The organism is Pseudidiomarina fusca (genome assembly GCF_032227045.1).
Classification (GTDB): domain Bacteria; phylum Pseudomonadota; class Gammaproteobacteria; order Enterobacterales; family Alteromonadaceae; genus Pseudidiomarina; species Pseudidiomarina fusca.
In genome coordinates this window covers 19,703-38,257 of record NZ_JANFPJ010000012.1, presented here as the reverse complement: position 1 = coordinate 38,257, position 18,555 = coordinate 19,703, and the positions used below count along the sequence as shown (strand labels likewise).

The 18,555-nt window shown below is 50.8% G+C and carries 16 protein-coding genes; 4 read left to right on the top strand and 12 right to left on the bottom strand.

The features are described 5' to 3' along the window. Positions 1 to 6 precede the first annotated feature (6 nt). The 5 genes from NOG12_RS07375 to NOG12_RS07355 form a co-directional block, all read right to left on the bottom strand. The gene (locus NOG12_RS07375; RefSeq protein ID WP_313932863.1) at positions 7 to 732 is read right to left on the bottom strand and encodes a Maf family protein; all 726 of its coding nucleotides are present in this window, start codon (positions 730 to 732) and stop codon (positions 7 to 9) included. Then, the gene (gene mreD, locus NOG12_RS07370) at positions 719 to 1,201 is read right to left on the bottom strand and encodes a rod shape-determining protein MreD (protein WP_313932862.1); all 483 of its coding nucleotides are present in this window, start codon (positions 1,199 to 1,201) and stop codon (positions 719 to 721) included. Before mreD ends, NOG12_RS07375 begins: the two co-directional genes overlap by 14 nt. Next, on the bottom strand, positions 1,191 to 2,072 hold the full coding sequence (gene mreC, locus NOG12_RS07365) for a rod shape-determining protein MreC (RefSeq protein ID WP_313932861.1): 882 nt from the start codon (positions 2,070 to 2,072) through the stop codon (positions 1,191 to 1,193). The genes mreD and mreC overlap by 11 nt, the downstream gene beginning before the upstream one ends. Positions 2,073 to 2,080: 8 nt before the next feature. Beyond that, a complete protein-coding gene (locus tag NOG12_RS07360) occupies positions 2,081 to 3,124 on the bottom strand; it encodes a rod shape-determining protein (RefSeq protein WP_110075997.1) in 1,044 nt (347 codons plus the stop codon). A gap of 128 nt (positions 3,125 to 3,252) precedes the next feature. Beyond that, positions 3,253 to 3,756, bottom strand: a complete 504-nt coding sequence (locus tag NOG12_RS07355) for a type IV pilin protein (RefSeq protein ID WP_313932860.1) — start codon at positions 3,754 to 3,756, stop codon at positions 3,253 to 3,255. 167 nt (positions 3,757 to 3,923) lie between these two features. Between NOG12_RS07355 and NOG12_RS07350 the strand changes: the two genes are divergently transcribed. Genes NOG12_RS07350 through NOG12_RS07335 form a run of 4 tightly spaced genes read left to right on the top strand, consistent with a single transcriptional unit; the run spans position 3,924 to position 9,975 of the window. Then, positions 3,924 to 4,481 carry a type IV pilus modification PilV family protein gene (locus tag NOG12_RS07350; protein WP_313932859.1) on the top strand — a complete coding sequence of 186 codons (558 nt, stop codon included), beginning with the start codon at positions 3,924 to 3,926 and terminating at the stop codon, positions 4,479 to 4,481. Beyond that, positions 4,481 to 5,359: a PilW family protein gene (locus tag NOG12_RS07345; RefSeq protein WP_313932858.1), complete on the top strand. Its 879-nt coding sequence runs from the start codon at positions 4,481 to 4,483 to the stop codon at positions 5,357 to 5,359. Before NOG12_RS07350 ends, NOG12_RS07345 begins: the two co-directional genes overlap by 1 nt. Then, positions 5,349 to 5,828 carry a hypothetical protein gene (locus NOG12_RS07340; RefSeq protein ID WP_313932857.1) on the top strand — a complete coding sequence of 160 codons (480 nt, stop codon included), beginning with the start codon at positions 5,349 to 5,351 and terminating at the stop codon, positions 5,826 to 5,828. Before NOG12_RS07345 ends, NOG12_RS07340 begins: the two co-directional genes overlap by 11 nt. Further along, a complete protein-coding gene (locus NOG12_RS07335) occupies positions 5,815 to 9,975 on the top strand; it encodes a DUF6701 domain-containing protein (RefSeq protein WP_313932856.1) in 4,161 nt (1,386 codons plus the stop codon). The genes NOG12_RS07340 and NOG12_RS07335 overlap by 14 nt, the downstream gene beginning before the upstream one ends. A 56-nt stretch (positions 9,976 to 10,031) precedes the next feature. Here NOG12_RS07335 and NOG12_RS07330 read toward each other — a convergent pair whose 3' ends face one another. The 7 genes from NOG12_RS07330 to NOG12_RS07300 form a co-directional block, all read right to left on the bottom strand. Next, the gene (locus NOG12_RS07330; protein ID WP_313932855.1) at positions 10,032 to 11,948 is read right to left on the bottom strand and encodes a Calx-beta domain-containing protein; all 1,917 of its coding nucleotides are present in this window, start codon (positions 11,946 to 11,948) and stop codon (positions 10,032 to 10,034) included. 199 nt (positions 11,949 to 12,147) lie between these two features. Next, positions 12,148 to 12,693 (bottom strand): type II secretion system protein, encoded by a 546-nt coding sequence (locus tag NOG12_RS07325; RefSeq protein ID WP_313932854.1) that lies wholly within the window; start codon positions 12,691 to 12,693, stop codon positions 12,148 to 12,150. A 59-nt stretch (positions 12,694 to 12,752) separates the two neighbouring features. Then, a complete protein-coding gene (locus NOG12_RS07320) occupies positions 12,753 to 13,355 on the bottom strand; it encodes a type II secretion system protein (RefSeq protein WP_110076005.1) in 603 nt (200 codons plus the stop codon). 106 nt (positions 13,356 to 13,461) lie between these two features. Next, positions 13,462 to 14,694: a type II secretion system F family protein gene (locus NOG12_RS07315; RefSeq protein ID WP_313932853.1), complete on the bottom strand. Its 1,233-nt coding sequence runs from the start codon at positions 14,692 to 14,694 to the stop codon at positions 13,462 to 13,464. Then, positions 14,681 to 16,468 (bottom strand): GspE/PulE family protein, encoded by a 1,788-nt coding sequence (locus tag NOG12_RS07310; protein WP_313932852.1) that lies wholly within the window; start codon positions 16,466 to 16,468, stop codon positions 14,681 to 14,683. Before NOG12_RS07310 ends, NOG12_RS07315 begins: the two co-directional genes overlap by 14 nt. A 1-nt stretch (position 16,469) precedes the next feature. Continuing rightward, positions 16,470 to 17,633, bottom strand: coding sequence for a tetratricopeptide repeat protein (locus NOG12_RS07305; RefSeq protein ID WP_313932851.1), 1,164 nt, complete (start codon positions 17,631 to 17,633; stop codon positions 16,470 to 16,472). Further along, positions 17,630 to 18,547 carry an ExeA family protein gene (locus tag NOG12_RS07300; protein WP_313932850.1) on the bottom strand — a complete coding sequence of 306 codons (918 nt, stop codon included), beginning with the start codon at positions 18,545 to 18,547 and terminating at the stop codon, positions 17,630 to 17,632. The genes NOG12_RS07305 and NOG12_RS07300 overlap by 4 nt, the downstream gene beginning before the upstream one ends. Positions 18,548 to 18,555 lie beyond the last annotated feature (8 nt).

Sequence of the window (18,555 nt, the reverse complement as noted above, 5' to 3'; positions counted from 1 at the left end):
TTACTCCTACTGCTGACCGCCTGCTTGCTGCGTCTCAACACGCGTTAATAATTCTGCTGTTTCATATAACGGCAGCCCCACCACGGCAAAATAGCTGCCTTGCAAGTGGGTGACGAAGCGCCCTGCTAAGCCTTGAATACCATAACCACCGGCTTTATCTTGCGGTTCACCGCTGGCCCAATAAGCTGCGATCTCACCCTCACTTAAGGGTTTAAAACTCACCTCGGTGGCGACCATGGTAGCCATAGTCACGTCCGTTGTCGGCTCTAGTGGTGCACTCTGAGTCACCGCTACGGCAGTTAAAACCGTATGAGTGGTGTCACTTAGCAACTGCATCATGCGTTGAAAATCGGCAAAATCACGCGGCTTTTCTAACACCTGTTCGTGCGCTTGTGCATAACCAACTACAACCACAGTATCAGAACCTAGCACCAAGCTGTTGGTCGTGGTGTTCGCCGTTGCCTTGGTGCGCCACAAGGTTGCACCGGCTTCGGCTTTACTGATGGCGAGACGCTGTACATAGGCCGCTGCAGATTCACTTGGCGTGCGCTGTTCGGGAACCTGTGGTAACACCACCTGAAACGGCCTCCCCAACAGCTGCAATAACTCAGCGCGCCGCGGCGACCCCGACGCCAACACCAACGGCCTCGCGGCGGGCGTATTAGATACCAAGTTACTGGATACCAGGTTATTGGATACCAAGTTACTGAATACCACGTTATTGGATACCATAGTGCCGCCGATATTTGCGTAGAATCAGATACACCCATGGCCAAGCTATGGCCGACGAAATCACCGGATATAAATAAGACACATGAAACACCGCATCGTTCAGCCAATGCTCTAACTGATACACCAACACCCGCTTGATAAAAATAAGCACCGCAACCACCAAGGCCTGTTGCGTTAGCGAGTAATTTCGAAAGCGCTGAAAATGACGAATCGGCGCATAGGCCATGACCAATAAGGCGCTAGCATAGATTCCAAAGATAGACCCCATCAGGATATCCGTCATCAGCCCGAGAATCAGAACGGTTCCCATCCCTACGCGGTGGGGCAGTGCCATCAACCAATAAATGATCACCAAACTTAACCAATCTGGGCGCCAAGCCTCTAAAAACAGCGGCATCGGCATCACCATCAGTACTAGCCCGATAATATAAGTAATAAACAGCGGTAATAATCCGGCTTTAATCCACATGATCGTTTCCTGCCGTCTCTTCTTCGGTATCGTAAACCGGTTGCTCGGTAGCATCCGCTGGCCATAACAAGAGCAAGGTGCGCACCCTATCAAGTTGGGCATAAGGACGTGCTAACACGCGGGCATATTGTAAGCGCTCGTTGCGGTCGATGGAGATGATCTCAGCTACCGGATAACCTTCCGGATAGATGCCACCCAACCCCGATGACACCAATTTATCGCCTACCTCTAAATCCGTGCTGTGGGGGATAAACTGCAATTCTAACTGCTGCAAATCACCGGTGCCTTTAGCTAAGACGCGGATATCATTACGCTCGGCCCGTAACGAAATAGCATGGCTTTGGTCGGCGATCAGTAGCACCCGCGCCGTACCACGGCCAACGCTCATCACTTGCCCCACCACGCCGCGATTATCCAATACCGGCTGGCCTTCGTAGACGCCATTGGCAAGGCCTTTGTTGATCACCAACTGATGCGAAAATGGGTCCGTTGCTACTGCAACCACTTCAGCAGCCATACGACGACTAGCTTCACGTACATCCGAACCTAGCAATTGGCGTAACCGATCGTTCTCGTTTTCTAGAAAGTTCAGTCGCTGCACTGCCATCTGCAGTTCTTCCAGCTCTTGCTTTAACAGTTTATTTTCATTGCGTAGCATGGTGCGTGTGGTGGCGAGATAGACAATTCTGTCCATCACCTGCTCAGGCAGTACGGCGAGGTATTGAACCGGGGCAATCAAGGTGCTCATAAACGAACGCACCGGCTGCATCGTATTGAGCCGGTGGTCTAAGAACATCAAAGTGAGAGCGCAGCTGAGTGCAAGCACCAGCCGCGTGAGTAGTGTTGGGCCTCGTTCAAATAGCGACTTCATGCGGCCGCTTACTCATAACTGAACAGGTCACCGCCGTGCATATCGATCATCTCTAACGCTTTACCACCACCGCGCGCCACACAAGTTAATGGATCGTCCGCGACAATCACCGGAATCCCGGTTTCTTCCATTAACAGGCGATCAAGGTCACGCAGTAACGCGCCACCGCCGGTAAGCACCATGCCGCGCTCAGAAATATCTGACGCTAGCTCTGGTGGCGATTGCTCTAACGCAACCATCACGGCACTAACAATACCCATCAAAGGCTCTTGTAAGGCTTCAAGAATTTCGTTGCTATTCAGCGTAAATGAGCGAGGTACACCTTCCGCCAGATTACGGCCACGAACTTCTATTTCACGCACTTCGTCACCAGGAAATGCCGAACCAATTTCGTGTTTGATCCGCTCAGCCGTTGCTTCGCCAATCAAAGAGCCGAAGTTACGGCGAATATAATTAACGATGGCTTCGTCAAATTTGTCACCGCCAATGCGTACCGACGACGAATACACCACACCATTTAAAGAGATAATAGCGACTTCAGTGGTACCGCCACCAATATCAACCACCATCGAACCAGTTGGCTCCGAGACCGGTAAGCCAGCGCCAATCGCCGCCGCCATAGGTTCATCAATTAAATGCACTTCACGGGCGCCAGCACCTAACGCTGATTCGCGAATCGCTCGGCGCTCTACTTGAGTGGAGCCACAAGGCACACACACCAATACCCGCGGGCTAGGACGGAAATAATGGCTATCGTGTACTTTTTTAATGAAGTGCTGCAGCATCTTTTCAGTAACAAAAAAGTCAGCGATAACGCCGTCTTTCATTGGCCGAATGGCTTTAATGTTACCAGGAGTACGGCCCAACATTTGTTTTGCTGCAGTACCTACTGCCGCCACACTCTTGGGTCCACCCGAGCGCTCTTGGCGAATCGCTACAACCGAAGGCTCATTCAGTACGATGCCTTCGTCTTTAACGTAAATTAATGTGTTTGCTGTTCCCAAATCGATCGACAGATCGTTTGAGAAAATTCCGCGTAACTTCTTAAACATGAGGGGATGTTCCCTTACTCGTAAATGGGGTGGACTGTAAACTGTGTAACTTTACCAAGCTGCCATGCTGCGGGCAAGCGCCATTGCATGGCTTTTAACCTAGCTTTACTTGCGCTATCAGCCCTTAATTAAGTCGTACATTGCCCTTGGCGAATATAGCCTTGACTCTGAATACAAATATAACGGGAGTTAACCCCTTGAATCTCTAACTCTATTGGTACATTGCCACACCATTCCGGGGTGCTGGCATGCGCTGTCGATACCGGACAGCCCAAACTGTTGAAGCGAATTCCATTGCTCGCATTAGGCACACTTGATACCACGGCTACTGAAAGCGCGCTAGGAATCGCCAAAATGCGCTCCGGTGCCACCAAGGAGCCGCAATCAACTGGGTTTACTGTTGTTGCAGAAAAGTTAACACCATAGCAATCTTGGATGGTATCCTGCATGGCTCGCTGCTGTTGCAAGCGCAACAGACTCATCAGTTGCCCTTGAAGGGTCACTTCTTCCACCCCGGCTTTACCAAAAATACGCGGCCCTGCGGTAGCTGCTAAAATCCCTACCAACACGATAACAATAATTAACTCAACCAGCGTCAAACCCCGTTGCCGCATAGGTCTTAAGCTTGTCATAGATGGTTCACCTTAGTGCTGCTCGTAGCTGACAAATAACGCGCCACGGATTTAACCTAATCTCTAGTATGTAGTGTAAACTAAAAAACCACAGTATGAAGAACAATATATAAACATCGGTATAAAAAACAGGTAATCTAGACCAATCGATACCAACGGGGACCTGCATGCGCACTTTTGGCGTTACTCCACGCACTAATAAAGGTTTTACATTAGTCGAGCTCATTATTGGGATCGTAGTGCTCAGCTTGTCCGTGGTGATGCTTGCGGTGCTGATTTTCCCGCAGGCGCAACGTAGCGCCGAACCCCTATTGCAAACTCGTGCAGCGGGGCTTGGCCAAGCGCTGTTGAACGAGATCATGAGTAAAAGCTTTGATGAAAACAGCGACCGCAGCAGTGGTATCGAACGCTGTAACGTTGAAGCCGCTGCTCCTCCTTGTACGCTACCGGCTAATCTCGGCGACGATGGTGAGGTACGAAGCGATTTCAACGATGTCGACGACTACCACGGTTTAACATCATCAAGCACCAATTTAACCGACGTCTTCGGGGCAGATATCGCTGCTCGCTACAACGGCTTTGATTACGAAATTCAGGTGTCCTATTACGACCCAAACTCGGGTGCCGAGCAGGCCAGTATCACCCGCTATAAACTGATAGCCATAACCATCACCACCAGTTTGGGGCAAAACTTTGAATTCAGCGCCGTGCGGGGAAATTTCTGATGAATAACTGGCGGCACACGTTAAACCCCCTGCCCCGCGCTAACCTCCAGCGTGGCTTTACCTTAATTGAACTGATCGTGGTTATCGTTATTTTAGGTATTCTTGGCGGTTACGTGTTCTCGTACGTTGGTTTTGGGGCGCAAATCTACGTCGATACTACCGCTCGTGAGCAGTTGATGTCGCAATCAAGATTTGCTGTAGAACGCCTCACCCGAGAAATTCGCAATGCCGTGCCACGCAGCGTCCGTGTAGCGGCAGATAATAGCTGCATCGAGTTTATGCCGATTCTTGCTAGCAGCCAATATCTGCAAGTACCCCGACAAGGGCCTAGCGCCAGCGACCCGCTGTTAGTTATCGAGCCGCGAGCGGATCAAGGCGTCAATTTGATCGGCCAATACCTGCTGATTTATGCATCGACACCCAATTTTATCTACAACCCGACGCAAACCGAGCGACGCAAGATTATTGACGCCATCGTCAGCACCGGCGATGATCATGTGGTTGAAATAGCTTACACCGATAGCATCAGTTATTTTACCGGTAGTAGCCCCGCACAGCGTTATTTTATCGCCGGCCAGCCCATCAGTTGGTGCTATCAACAAGCTACTGGCCAGCTCTGGCGCTATACCGGTTATGGACTCAATGCCAATGCGGCAACCCTAGCCCAACTACAACTTGCGCTTACTACCAGTGCCGAAGTGATGGCTGAGAATCTTACTAACGATTTAACCTTAACCACGCCCGAGCGGCCCTTTGTAGTGGACGACGCTACCTTGGTTCGAAATAGTTTAGTGCATCTAGATTTACGTTTTGCCCGCGCAGCTGACACCGAGCGCCTACAACTCTTGCAGGAGGTTCATGTTCCTAATGTGCCATAAACCTCTCCAGTACCACCGTAGTCGTGGCGCCGCCCTGCCGGTGGCGATTTTTATCATCGTGGTGATGGCCTTGCTCGGAGCGGCCATGGTCAGAGTTATTGGCGATGCGACCCAAGGCGTTGTCAGCGATGTGATTGGCGCTCGCGCCAATAACGCAGCTCGCTCCGGCGCTGAGATGTTCTTAGTGGCCTTGTTTGAAAACGAAGGCGTCGTAACCACTGGGCTCTGCGCTAACCGTAGTACCACCAGCTCGTTCGACCCCAGCGATAACGATAGCAGCCCTAACACTTACAACTTTGCTGAAGCGGGCTTACAAAGCTGTACTGCGACTGTCTATTGCGATGTCGCTGAAATCACCAGCCCCGTTGTCGTCAACCATTATCGAATCGTCGCCCAAGGCAGTTGTGATGCCGGCGACATGATTTATTCACGCGAAATCATGCTGGAGGCAAGCAATGCGTCACTTTAACAACCTTGCCCTACTGCTCATTGCGCTAGTCTTGTCGTTAGCGAGCGTGAGTGTTGCTGCAGAAACGTACAACTTAAAGCAAAGTGTGCCGCCAGGCTGCTCTCAGCAAGGGAATAACCCGGTATTTTGTAGCAATGGTTTGAATTTGAACTGGAACGATATTATCGATGCGAGCCAGGTGTTGGTGATTAATGTTACGGGCGATGTGAATTTGCAAAATGCCCAAATCAATGTGGGTAGCAATGCCGCCGTCACTATCAATGCTACGGGCAATATTACTACTGGCTCAGGTTTTGCCATGCAAGGCTCGCTTAATGCCGATGGCAATGTTAGTTTTGGGAGTGGAAACCAATTAGTCGGTAATGTCTCAGCCAGCCAAATTACGACTAATAGCGGCACCTTTGATGGCTCCATGGAGGCCAACCAAATAACGCTTGGTTACAATACAACAGTTACCGGGAACCTTATTGGCGGCACTGTTTCTACCAATGATCTTGTCACTATCGGGGGCTCAGTCTCCGGCACTCAATTAGCTATCGGTGGTGTCAACGTCATTAATGGTAACGTCATGGGCACCACCATTACCACCGCCCAAAATGTCACCGTCGGGGGTTCGATCTCCGGAACCACAGTCACTCTCGGTTCACAGAACTCAGTCACGGGCCCTGTTACTGGCAGTTTATCCGTGTCATTACTGCCATCAGGGAGCCAATACGGTAACAATATCATCTCTAACGGTCCGGTTTTTATTGGTAGCTGGAACCAAGTTAATGGCAACATCAGCGGTACTGATATCACAACTGATAGTCCCGTTAATTTGACCGGTAATATCACCGCCACGGGTATTTTTGATCTAGCCAGCGGCAGCCAAGTTACGGGTAATGTTAACGCGGGGAGCGTTCGCATTCGTGCATCGAACTCAGATGTCACAGGTGATGTTACTTCTGCCGGCAATATTCTCATCGACAGCGGCTCAGGGATCACCGGCAGTGCAGTGAGTGGCGACACCATCGAGTTAACTGACTCTGATGCATACATTACTGAAAATGCGACTGCTACCAATGAAATCATCATTGGTTGGGCTGGAAGTATCGGTGGCGATGCGACAGCCCCGACTATCCAAAACAACAGTGGTAATCCAGACTCCGTTGGTGGTGATGAGTTTTGCGACGACTCCAGTAGCACGGTTAATTCTAGCCACGCTTTCGCTTGTGCCGCAGCCCCACCCGATCCGGGTCCCGGCCCAGGCCCTAGCCCAGGTGACCAATGCGAATTATTTAATGACCTTGCCGATTACGGTATTGTTGGCTCTATTGGGTTTGATGCGGGCAACAATTCTGAAATTAACAATAATGATATCGTAGGTGAAGGTAATACGCCGACGCCTGTTGGCCAAGTTGATACGATAGATTTAGATTTTCCGCCATTAAACCCAGCAGTGTTTCCGACCTTTAGCAGCCCCGGCACCTTTCTAGAAAACGAAACTAACACGCCGCCGGGCACCTATGGCACCATCTTTACTGATAAAAATAACGGTCTTTCATCAACCTCCGGCGGTGGTACCTATTACATAGACACGATCAGTTTTTCAACGAACAATAATACGCTAGAACTTGGCCCTGGTGATTATTTCGTCAAAAACATGATCTTAGGAAACAACTCCAGCATCAATATTTCACCTGCTGGCTTGGTTCGCATCTATGTTTTGAACGGCATTACAGGCGGTAATGATATCTCCTTTAATACCAATGGCTCGGTGGGTAATTTAGTGGTCTATTTGTATGAAGGTGCTGACTTCACCGTAGGTAACTATTGTAATGGTGGCAATAACTGCCCAGAGTTTACCTTTAACGGCCTGATTTACAGCCCTTATGCCACCACAGACATCACCTTTGGCAACAATACTAACTTTCAGGGCGGTGCTTTAACGCCTGGTAAAGTCGAATTTGGTAACAATACCGTGATTACTTACACCCCTGAGGTACAAGCAGCGGTGGTTGATGCGGCGGGTTGTGCACCAGTTGATGCCGAGGTTCATCATTATCGGCTGCTGCATACCACTGAAACCGTTGCTTGCTATGCTGCTGCGGTGCAAGTTCAAGCTTGTGCGGATGCAACCTGTAGCGCAACCTTTGATGATCCGGTGGGCATCACGGTAACCGCCGCGCTAGCCAATAGCAGTTGGCAAGGCGGTGATATCAGTAGCAGCAGCGGCACCAGCGCTAATCTTAATTTTAGCAACGGTAGCGGCCTTGCCGGGTTACGAAACAGCAGCGGTGGTACGGCAGCCTTAACCCTCAGCAATGCGACGCCGACAGCGGTCGAGGCGACCGAATGTTATGACCTATCAGGCACCACAGCCACCTCTTGTGAAGTGACCTTCAATTTGGCAGGGTTAGTTATCGTAGGCGCTACCCCTGATGTGCCCTTGGCTACACAGATTGCCGGGGACGATTTCAATAGCGTCTTGCGTGCGGTGCGCACCAATACCACGACCGGTGCCTGTGAAGCCCGGTTAGAAGGGGCACAAACCGTGAATTTAGGCATGGAATGCTTAAATCCGGGGGCATGCCAAGCAGGTCAATCCTACACCATCAATGGCACCGCCATCGGTCTCAATAACGCCGGCAACGTGACTAATTATGCACCTATTAATGTCACTTTTGACGCCAACGGTAATGCTCCCTTGGTGGCTAATAATTATTCCGATGTGGGCTTGCTTCGGTTACACGCTGAACTCACCTTACCGGAAGCGCCAAGCCCAACGGAGCCGGGTCTGAATGACCCTACTACCACTTTAACCGGGATTAGTATTAACGATTTTGTGGTGAAGCCTCATACCCTAGTAGCGGCGGCTCTTACCGATACAGGTACGCTGTTAAACGCCTCCGGTGCCGCTCCTCAGCCTTTGTTCAAACGCGCGGGCGAGCCTTTCAAGATGGTAGTGCAAGCGCAGAACAGTAACGGTGCGGTGACGCCCAACTTTGGTTTGGAGTCTCCTCAAACCACGGTGGCAGCTGGCTTTGCCTCGATGGCGTTTCCCAACCCAGCCGCACCAGGTAGCGATGCCAGTAAATTAATCAGCGGTACGTTTACTCTTGATACCAATAACGACGGCACTTTTATTAGCAGCAATAGCCGTTGGTTAGAAGCAGGTACCTTTAATGCCCAAGCCGCCGCCATAAACTATCTTGGCACCGGTGATGCCGTGGTACGCCCAGAGGTTGCGGTAGGACGGTTCGCCCCCGCCGAATACCTGATTGATGCCAGCGTATCCATAGCCGATAACGCTTGCTTGGCGGGTGGTTTCACCTACATGAGTGAACCCAGCATAAACGTGACTTACCACGTGCAAGCACTTAATACCTTAGGTAGCGTCACGGCTAACTACGATACTGCGCTATATCAACAGGCTAGTGCGGCCACCGCCGAGCTCAGCGTGCAAAGTGCTAATACTAGCCCTGCCGATAGCACCAGCGACGCCTTTGAGCAACGTCTTAATATCACCACCAACAACACTTGGAACAACGGCGTGTTAGAAGTTAATGACAGCGCTGTTGCTTTTTTACGGCATCCCACCGTTGGCTTAATCGATGGGCCCTTTGCTAGCTTGCGCTTAGGCTTACAGGTGGCAAACGAAGGCCTAGATGTCACACCGTGGGCCAGTAGCCAACCGCTCATAACAACTCAAGTGGGCGACGCAGCGGCTATTCCGGGTGTGTTAAACCTGCGCTACGGCCGTACTGTGTTGGATGATATCTTTGGCCCAGAAGGCGAAGATTTAGATATAGTTCTGCAAAATCAATATTTTAATGGTAGCCAGTTTGTCCTTAACAGCGACGATAGTTGCTTTGTCTATGACGCCGCCAACCTCTCCATTGTTGCCGACCCAGCCAATCTCAACGCAAGCCCCGGTGGCGCCAGCACTGGTACGCTGATTAACGGTGAGGTACCACCAGGAACTTGGTGGTGGCAAGACCCAGGTGCTGTGGGTGAGTTTATCTTTGAGTATGACACCCAGCCGTGGCTCGAATTTGATTGGAATAATGATGCTAGTCTCCCATTAGAAGACCCAACCGCAACAGCCGGCTTTGGTCAGTATCGCGGTAATGATAGGATCATCTTTTGGCTAGAACGCCGTAACTAATCAGCTTAAACAAAAGGCGCCATCAAGGCGCCTTTTTAAGTGCTTTATCCGCATAACTAAGGAGCTTCAATAATCACCGTAATGGTACGCTCTTCGGTGCTGCTACCTAGCTGCATATTGTTGGCTTTGGTAACAACCAAGGTAAATTGGCGTTCTTCAGCGTAACTCGACCCCACCAAGGTAAAGTCGACGATGATCTCATCATCATGCTTAGCAAAGCTGTATTCCGGGAGAATACCGGTAAAGTCTCGATTCTCAATCGCACTGCCTTGGTTAACCGCAAGCTCAATCGACCCCGCTAAAATTGCCGCGCGATCAAAAGGTAACACCAGCTGTACGTCAAATGATGTGCCATCGTCGGGGCGTTGGAAGGTGATGGTTGCTGGTGTTTCTAGCACCGGCAACGCCAGACCACTCGCCCGAATTGAAATACTCATGGAGCGACTCTCGGGAAGTTGAATGCCCTCTGCATCATAGAATTCTAAGGTAAATTCCTTACCTTCGGCACCTAAGCCATCAAACAAAATCTCAATATCGAGGTACAGGTTTTCGTCGCCCTCGGCAAAGGTCACAGCTTGGTCGCTAATCCCAGTATAGTTATGGCCAGCTAACGCAGTACCATCCACACTGCGTACCCGTACGCTACCAGCAGTGGGCGCAGGCATCGACAGTGGTAGCATTAAGCTATAGGTGACCGGACTGGCATTGCTAAAGGGCTCTGGCACTTCTACCACGGACAGTAGCTGCAATTCTGCGGTGGCCGGGGTTGACACCGACACCGGCTGAATCGTTAATTCCAGATCACGGGTATTAGGTAGGGTCACGTTTGTTGCTGAGCTAATCTGCAGATAAAATGACAAAGGTTCCGTCATGCCCAAGGGCGTCCGCATCACAGTGACCGGCACCAACACTTCGGTATCGCCGGCGACAAAGTCAATCTGCTCAGAGAACGCTTGAAAATGCTCACCCGCTAACGCTGTGGCTGATTGCGTGGCTAATCGGAACGAACCTGCTTGGCTCGCAGGCGCAGAAAACGGCAAGAGTAAGTTGAACGTTGCGCTGCCGCTGGTGGGTTCATAGAGGTCAGTGACGCTCGGCCATAAGATGCTCGGCACCCCTCCCGCTGTTTCACCGTTTACATTGATAACAGTAACTGGCACTGTACGCGTGGTTGGCAGCTGTACATTGGTTGCCGTTTCTGCAAGTAACGAAAACTCGAGATCTTCAGTTTGGTTGGCATCGGCCATTAATGTTATCGAGAACACTACTTCGCGCGCTCCCGCAGCCACCGGCAAGATACGATCGAACGCCTCGAAGTTGACGCCTGCTTCAGCGCTACCCTCGACGGTTCTTAGCTTAATCTCACCAGCCACCGGCGACGGCTCGCTTAAGGTGAATACGATCGGATATTCAATGCTGCCACGACCCACTCGCGGTGCCCGTAAACTCAGGTTCTGCGGTAAGCTCAGACTGGCTTGATTCACCGGATCCACCACCTCAGTGGTGGAATAGATGGTGACAGTTTGCGTGGTGCTGCTGCCTAATAGCGCATTAACTGCACCCGTAAGCTGGATCTGAAAGCTGACATCTTCGGTATCACCGTTACCATCGAGAATATCGACGCTGAATTGAGCTGAAGTAGCGCCCTCGGCAAAGGTGACAGCATCATTGAAGGTACTGTAATGAGTACCCGCACGGGCCGTATCGCTGGTGGTTGCGACACTAATACTACCGGCTGCTGGTGCCGGATTAGAAAACTGAATACGCACCTGTAACGCCGTGGTTTGCCCGGCTGCGGGTTGACTCACCTCACTGCTAGCCAGCAAAGACAGGGTTGGATAAGGATTGGCGCTACCACCAGGCTGTTGGTCGGGATGCTCACTACCACAGCCGCTCACCAAGGCAACCATCGCCAGAACAGCAAAGAGCGGCTTTAAAAAGGCACTACCACTGAATTGTTTCGTCCACTGCATACTCATGATCCTTTTGCCATCATATAAATAACAACTTTTTGACTATACATGAATTGCTTACAGCTGGGTACAACAAAAGCTTAGCTATTAGGGTTGAACTTAGCATTATTCATTGTGAGCAACTGCCCACTCGCTAAACGCCAGCCAATAAAAAAGCCAACAAGCAACGCTTGTTGGCTTTTCGCTAGCTTGTTAGTGATTAACAGCCAGAGGTTACTGAGAAGATAGTTGGAGCTGCAGCAGCTACAACAGGAGGACCAGCATCAGCTACAACTGCAGCGCGATAAACAACGTAGCACAAAGGAGCTGCTGTAGCATCGACACCAAAACCTGTGGGAAAGATAAGCAAATCATTTTCTTCAACACCAGCAGCATCGGCTTCAGTGTCAACAGAAGCACCGGCTACTACAACACTAAAATCAGACATATCTAACGCAGCAGTAATTCCAGCTGGGTCTGTTGCTGGGTCTGTTGCTGCCGCGTATTGAGTGTCGGCAGTGAGAGTAACACTGGTACCATATTGGTCGACAACTACAGAAGTCGTACCTGCAGGCGCTAATAAGGCTTTTGCATAAACCAAAGCAGATGCAGCTTTTACGCTACCTTCCATACCTTTCACGGTAGACGCGCGAGCATCTGACGAGAAATTAAAAAACTGCGGAGCTGCTGTTACTGCCAAAATACCTAATACCACGATTACGATGATCAGTTCGATCAAGGTAAAACCTTTTTGTTGTGTTTTCATAAATCACTTCCTTTTAAAAAAAGCGGGACTATCCCCAAAAGTTAAACGTAAATGTAAAATTAGTTGTTACTAAAGATACTCACCCCACCCGTGCGAGGGTTGTATACAAACGCATTACCGACGCTTAGGTAATCAGTTCCGGTAGGAGCTGACGCTAAGTTTTTAATGGTATTTGCTAAATAATACACGCAAATATCATTTACTCCGTTACTTTCTCGTACTACATAGTAACGGTTTTCACCCAACAGGGTAAAACTGGTGGTGGCAGTAGGCGCACCTTGTAAAATTGCTTGCATGATGGTGCGGCAATCTTCGCTTGTTATGTTCAGGTCATGGGCGTCTAAATTGTTGTCGCCACTTACTGGATAACCGGTACTTCCGTCCACGTTTACGGTAATGCCATCCATAATGATTTCTACGCCAGCCCCATCAATATTACCTTTGGGGCGGCCGCGCAGTTCCCATTCCGCACGTACTAGGCCCACAGCGCTGGCAAAGCCACCGGCAACACCTTCAACTGCGGCGTCTTCGGCATCTGCGGTCACGCTGGTGAAGCGTGGTAAGGCAGAGGCGGCTAGTAACCCTAAAATGACGACCACGATAATCAATTCAATCAAGGTAAAGCCATTTTGTTTCAGCGCTAATGCTGGTTTGTTAGCCATCTTCTTATCCTTATAGTCCCTATGCTTACTATTATCAATTGTGCGAGAAATAATCGCAAATATTATAAGTTAAAGTCTTTTGTTTTAAATTTGTTAAATCGCTGCCCTAGCGGTTTTTATAGGCGTTCATCATGTCCCACATCGGGGTAAAAATACCTAGCGCCATAACAGAAATCATCACAGCCACCACAATCAGCATAATAGGCTCGATTTTGGCGGTTAAGCTTTTTAAATCATAATCTACTTCGCGCTCGTAGTAGTCGGCTACTTCGTGCAGCATCTCATCAACGCGACCGGTTTCTTCACCTACTTGAATCATCTGCAATACCAGCGGAGTGAACAGCTCACTGCTACGAGAAACTCGCGAGAGACTTTCACCGCGCTCAATATTACGGCGCATGTCATTGATTTTCTTGCCCATCCAGCGGTTATCCACGGCATCCGCGACTAAGCTTAAGCCCTGGGTGAGAGGGACGCCGGCCTTGAGCATCACCGCAAAACTTCGCGAAAAGCGCGACAACAAGGAGCGGAAGATAATGTCACCCACTAAGGGGATCTTCACTTTAAAATAATCCCACTTCATCTCACCTGACGGGGTTTTCACGTACCGGGTTGCCGCAATCGTGGTTACCGCTATGCCTAACAGCAAGGCTGGCCACCAATTCACAAAAAAGTTGGAGGTGCCGATGAGGATGCGCGTCGACAAGGGTAACTCCACATCAAAACGTGAAAACATATTCGCAAAAGTCGGAATGACGAATATGTTCAAAACAAACATTGCGATCACCAAGGTGATAATAATAAAAGTTGGATAACGCAAAGCGGTTTTAACTTGCTTACGGGTTTCTTGTTCCTTTTGCAGGTACTCAGAGAGCTGCATAAAGGCTTCTTCAAGTTGCCCGGTATTTTCACCCACGTGCACGATGGCAACCAATAAGCGAGGAAACACCTTGGGGTGCGCTGCCATAGCCGAGCTCAGCTGGCGACCGCGCTCTAACTGATCCACCACTTCGTGTAAGACGGCACCGAGGCGCCGACTACTGGTATTCTCGGCGAGCCCTTGAATGGCTCGCAGTAAGGGAATACCGGCCTTGGTTAACGCGTACATCTGGCGGGTAAAAACAATCAGATCATCTGTACTAATCTTACGTTGAAACAATGAATTAGAAGATTTTTTGTCGGCTTTGTCGGCGTTCGCTGCAGCCCCTATTTTGAGCTGAATGGGCGTAATACCTCGGCGCAGCAAAGCCTCGGCCGCAGTGTTCTCTGAGCTAGCCTCAAGCACGCCCTGTACCAGTTGACCTTGGCCATCACGGCCACGATAACTATAGCTCGCCATGGTCTGAGCCTATCTCGGGTTCAACTTGGTCGCTGACAGCTGCGGTACTAACCCGTAATTCTTTTTCTTCTACAGTTTCGGCTAAGAAAAGTACTTCGTCGATGCTGGTAATGCCTTGCATGGCGTAATCTAACGCGACGTTGGCCAGGGGTTTGAAGCCGGGTGATGCTTTCGCCGCATGGGCAAATTCACGCATATCACCGTCACGCAGTGCGTCTATCATAGCTTCGTTAATTTCTAATAATTCAAAAACACCAATTCGGCCTTTGTAGCCGGTATGGTTACAGTTACGACAACCTTTGCCTTTAACAAAACCACTGCCATCAGCAGCAATGTCTGGGTTCATGATGCGTAAAATAGCCAGTTGGTGCGGCTCTACCGTAGCGCTAGTTTTGCAGCTTTCACATACACGTCGGATCAAGCGCTGCGCCAGCACTCCACGTAAGGCGGCGCCAACTAAGTAAGGCTTAGCACCCATGTCAATCAAGCGCAATGCACTGGTAATAGAGTCGTTGGTGTGCAAGGTGGTAAGTACTAAGTGACCGGTGATGGCGCCACGTAAACCAATTTCTACGGTTTCGTGGTCACGCATCTCACCCACCATGATGATATCAGGGTCTTGCCGTAAGGTGGTTCGCAGCACGTTCGAAAAGCTTAAACCAATCTTGGCGTTTACTTGCACCTGAGAAATCCGCGGCAAGCGATATTCCACCGGATCTTCTACGGTGATAATTTTTTTCTCGGCTTGGTTCAGTTCGCTTAAGGCACCGTACAGCGTGGTGGTTTTACCAGAACCGGTCGGCCCGGTCACCACGAACATCCCATACGGCCGATGCACTAGGCGGCGTACGCGCGCCAAAATATCTTCGGGCATCCCAGTCTGCTCTAGATTCAACAATCCGGCTGATTGGTCGAGCAAACGCATCACGCAAGATTCGCCATACTGCACCGGCATGGTCGAGACCCGCACGTCGATGCTATGGTCGCGTACTTTGATGTTAAACCGGCCATCTTGGGGCAAGCGTTTTTCTGAGATATCTAGGCCCGACATCAGCTTTAGCCGCAATAGCAAGGCATTGGCGATATTGGTTTCGGTCAAAACGTTCTCTTGCAGCGCACCATCCACCCGCATCCGAATCCGCAAGGCTCGGTGGTCTGGTTCGATGTGAATATCCGACGCTCGAACTTGCACCGCATCAGCAAAAATCGATTGCAGTAACTTAGCAACGGTGGCGTCGTCGTCATCGGCATCGAGCGACAAAGCACCTAAATCGAAATCGCCGCCGTCTTGAGTTTCGGTCTGCAATTCTTTAGCGAATTGAGCGATATCCTTAGTACGTCGATAGAGGTTGTCGAAGGCGCCCAATAACTCGCTATCTGGCACTACCGCTAAGCGCATTTCACGCGGCTGCAAGAACTGAGAGATAGCATCCACTGCGGCGAGGTCAGCGGGGTCACTCATGGCGACCAAGGCCGAGCTTTCGTCGGCTTCAACTACCAAGGCGCGATGACGTCTGGCCTGCACTTCAGGCACCAAGTTCACCACGTTCTCGGGAATTCTCTTATCGCTTAAATCAAGCAAGGGGATATTCAGCTGACGCGCCAAAAACTCCAGCAAATCGTGCTCAGAGATAAAGCCCAAATCAATCAGGGTAACCCCTAACTTACGCCCATTTTGCTTTTGATCGGCCAGCGCCTGCTGCAATTGGCTTTCAGTTATAATGCCATCTTGGACGAGTAAATCGCCAAGCCGCATTTTTAAACGAGGGCGCATGCTAATTGGTCTCCGGCTCGATAGGGGTTAACGCGTACAAACGATCATTGATATATTGCCGCGCTTCGTTGCTTAAATCACGATACTGCAGGGCCTGTTGATAGGCTCGCACTGCGGCAGCTGGATTATCTGAATCTTCATGGGCCACGGCTGCGGCTAACCACCAACGACTTTGTAAAAAATGCCCGGCAAGTACCGTGTAGTCAGCTGCGGCCTCGGCATAATAGCCCAATTGATTGGCGGCGGCGGCACGTAACTCGAGCAGCTCTAAGGCTTCGTCGGTTTCCTCATTAATGTTAATTAAGGCGCTGTACGCTTGGTCTACGCGCCCCATGCGATCCAAAATACGGGCGTACAACAACTGCCACTCGCTTTGTTGCGGCTGTCTATCTAGGCCCTGCTGCAAAATGGTCAGAGCGCGCGTTGCAAACCCGCGGCCGTACCAATAAGCGGCCAATTCACTGCGTACTTCAACATGCATGGGTTGCACTATCAGCGCCTTTTCCAGCAGCTCTTGAGCCAGATCGCGGTCACCTTTGGCCATGGCCTCACGGGCGCGGCGTAAGTTAGTCTCGGCCAGTTGCGCTGGGGTGAGCTCCACTCGCTCTACTTTCATCGACGAGGTTGAGGTTGGGGTCGGCCCCACCTTCGGAGCCGGGTCCGGAGCTGGGTCTGCAAGTTCCTCTTGCGGCTCTGCTTGGCTTGCTGCTGCGATGATGGCAGCAGGTTCGGGCTGCGCTACTGCAGGCTGTTGCAGCTCGGCTACATTCACCACCAATTGATTACGACCCTCGGTAGCATCGTCGCTGGTTTCGCTGACCGCGTTAGCCGCTTCCGGTGTCGCTTCCTGCGCCACTGCCGGTTCGGGCTGCGCAGGTTCAGCTTGCAAAGCTTGCATCACATAGCTACCGGGATCAGTGTTGGGGCTTTCAGCTTGCTGCGCGACGGGGTCCGGAGCGGGGTCCAGAGCTGGGTCTGCAAGTCCTTCATGCCACCATTGCCAGACCAACACGGCAAGGACCAAGATGGCGCCGATGCTGGCGATGAGGGCCACGCGGCGCTTGCTGCCATGGCTTGGTGCTACGGCTGCGGGTGTGTAAGCTTGGTTGTTTTGCTGTTGCTCGCGTTTATCAAGATCGCGCAGCATGCGGTTTATCACGCTCATGCTAAATACTCCGCTAACCAGCCTTGGTAATAACCAAAAGCTAGAATTGCCGCTACTACGGCAGATAAGCCCAACAACCACCAACCCCAGTTGGCGTTGGGTAAATAGGCATCCTCGGTGTCATCTACTGCCATCCGCACATGCTTGGGAGTAATGCTATACACCCCTTCGCCGTAGCTAAGCAGCAACACCTTATGACATAACACATTGGCCAAGCGAGGTATGCCGCGACTGGCTTGGTGCAACATGGCAACCACTTTGGCGCTCATCATCGGCGGCCCTTTGTAGCCGCCAATATGCAAGCGGTGCGAAATATAACGCGCCAACTCTTGCACGCTCATCGCCTGTAAATGATAACTAAAAGAGATGCGCTGGCGTAACTGTCGATGTTCGCGAGCAGCTAAGCGCTCATCCAATTCGGGCTGGCCGAACAAGACGATATGCAGCAGCTTACGCGACTCGGTTTCTAGGTTTGAAATCAGCCGCAAGGCTTCTAAACTGTCGCTCGGAAGCGCTTGCGCTTCATCCAGCACGATCACCACGGTTTTGCCCTGCTGGTTGATGTCTAACAGCCGCTGCTGAATGGCTTGGGTAACTCGTTGCTGACTGTGCTCGCCGTGCAGGTCTATTTGTAGCTCTTGGGCAATTTGGGCACGCAATTCTTCCGGGCTCAAATAAGGATTAGGAATGTATGCAGTGACATAGTTTTCGGGTAGCTCATTAAGTAGCTTGCGACACAGCAAGGTTTTACCCGTGCCAACCTCGCCCACGACTTTGATAAAACCTTCACCGGTTTGCAGTGCCGTCAATAACACCTCCAGCGCTGACCGATGACCCTCAAGATCACAGTAAAAGCTGGTGTTCGGTGTTAATGTAAAAGGCAGTTCACGCAAGCCGTAGTGGTTTTGGTACATTAGCTCTT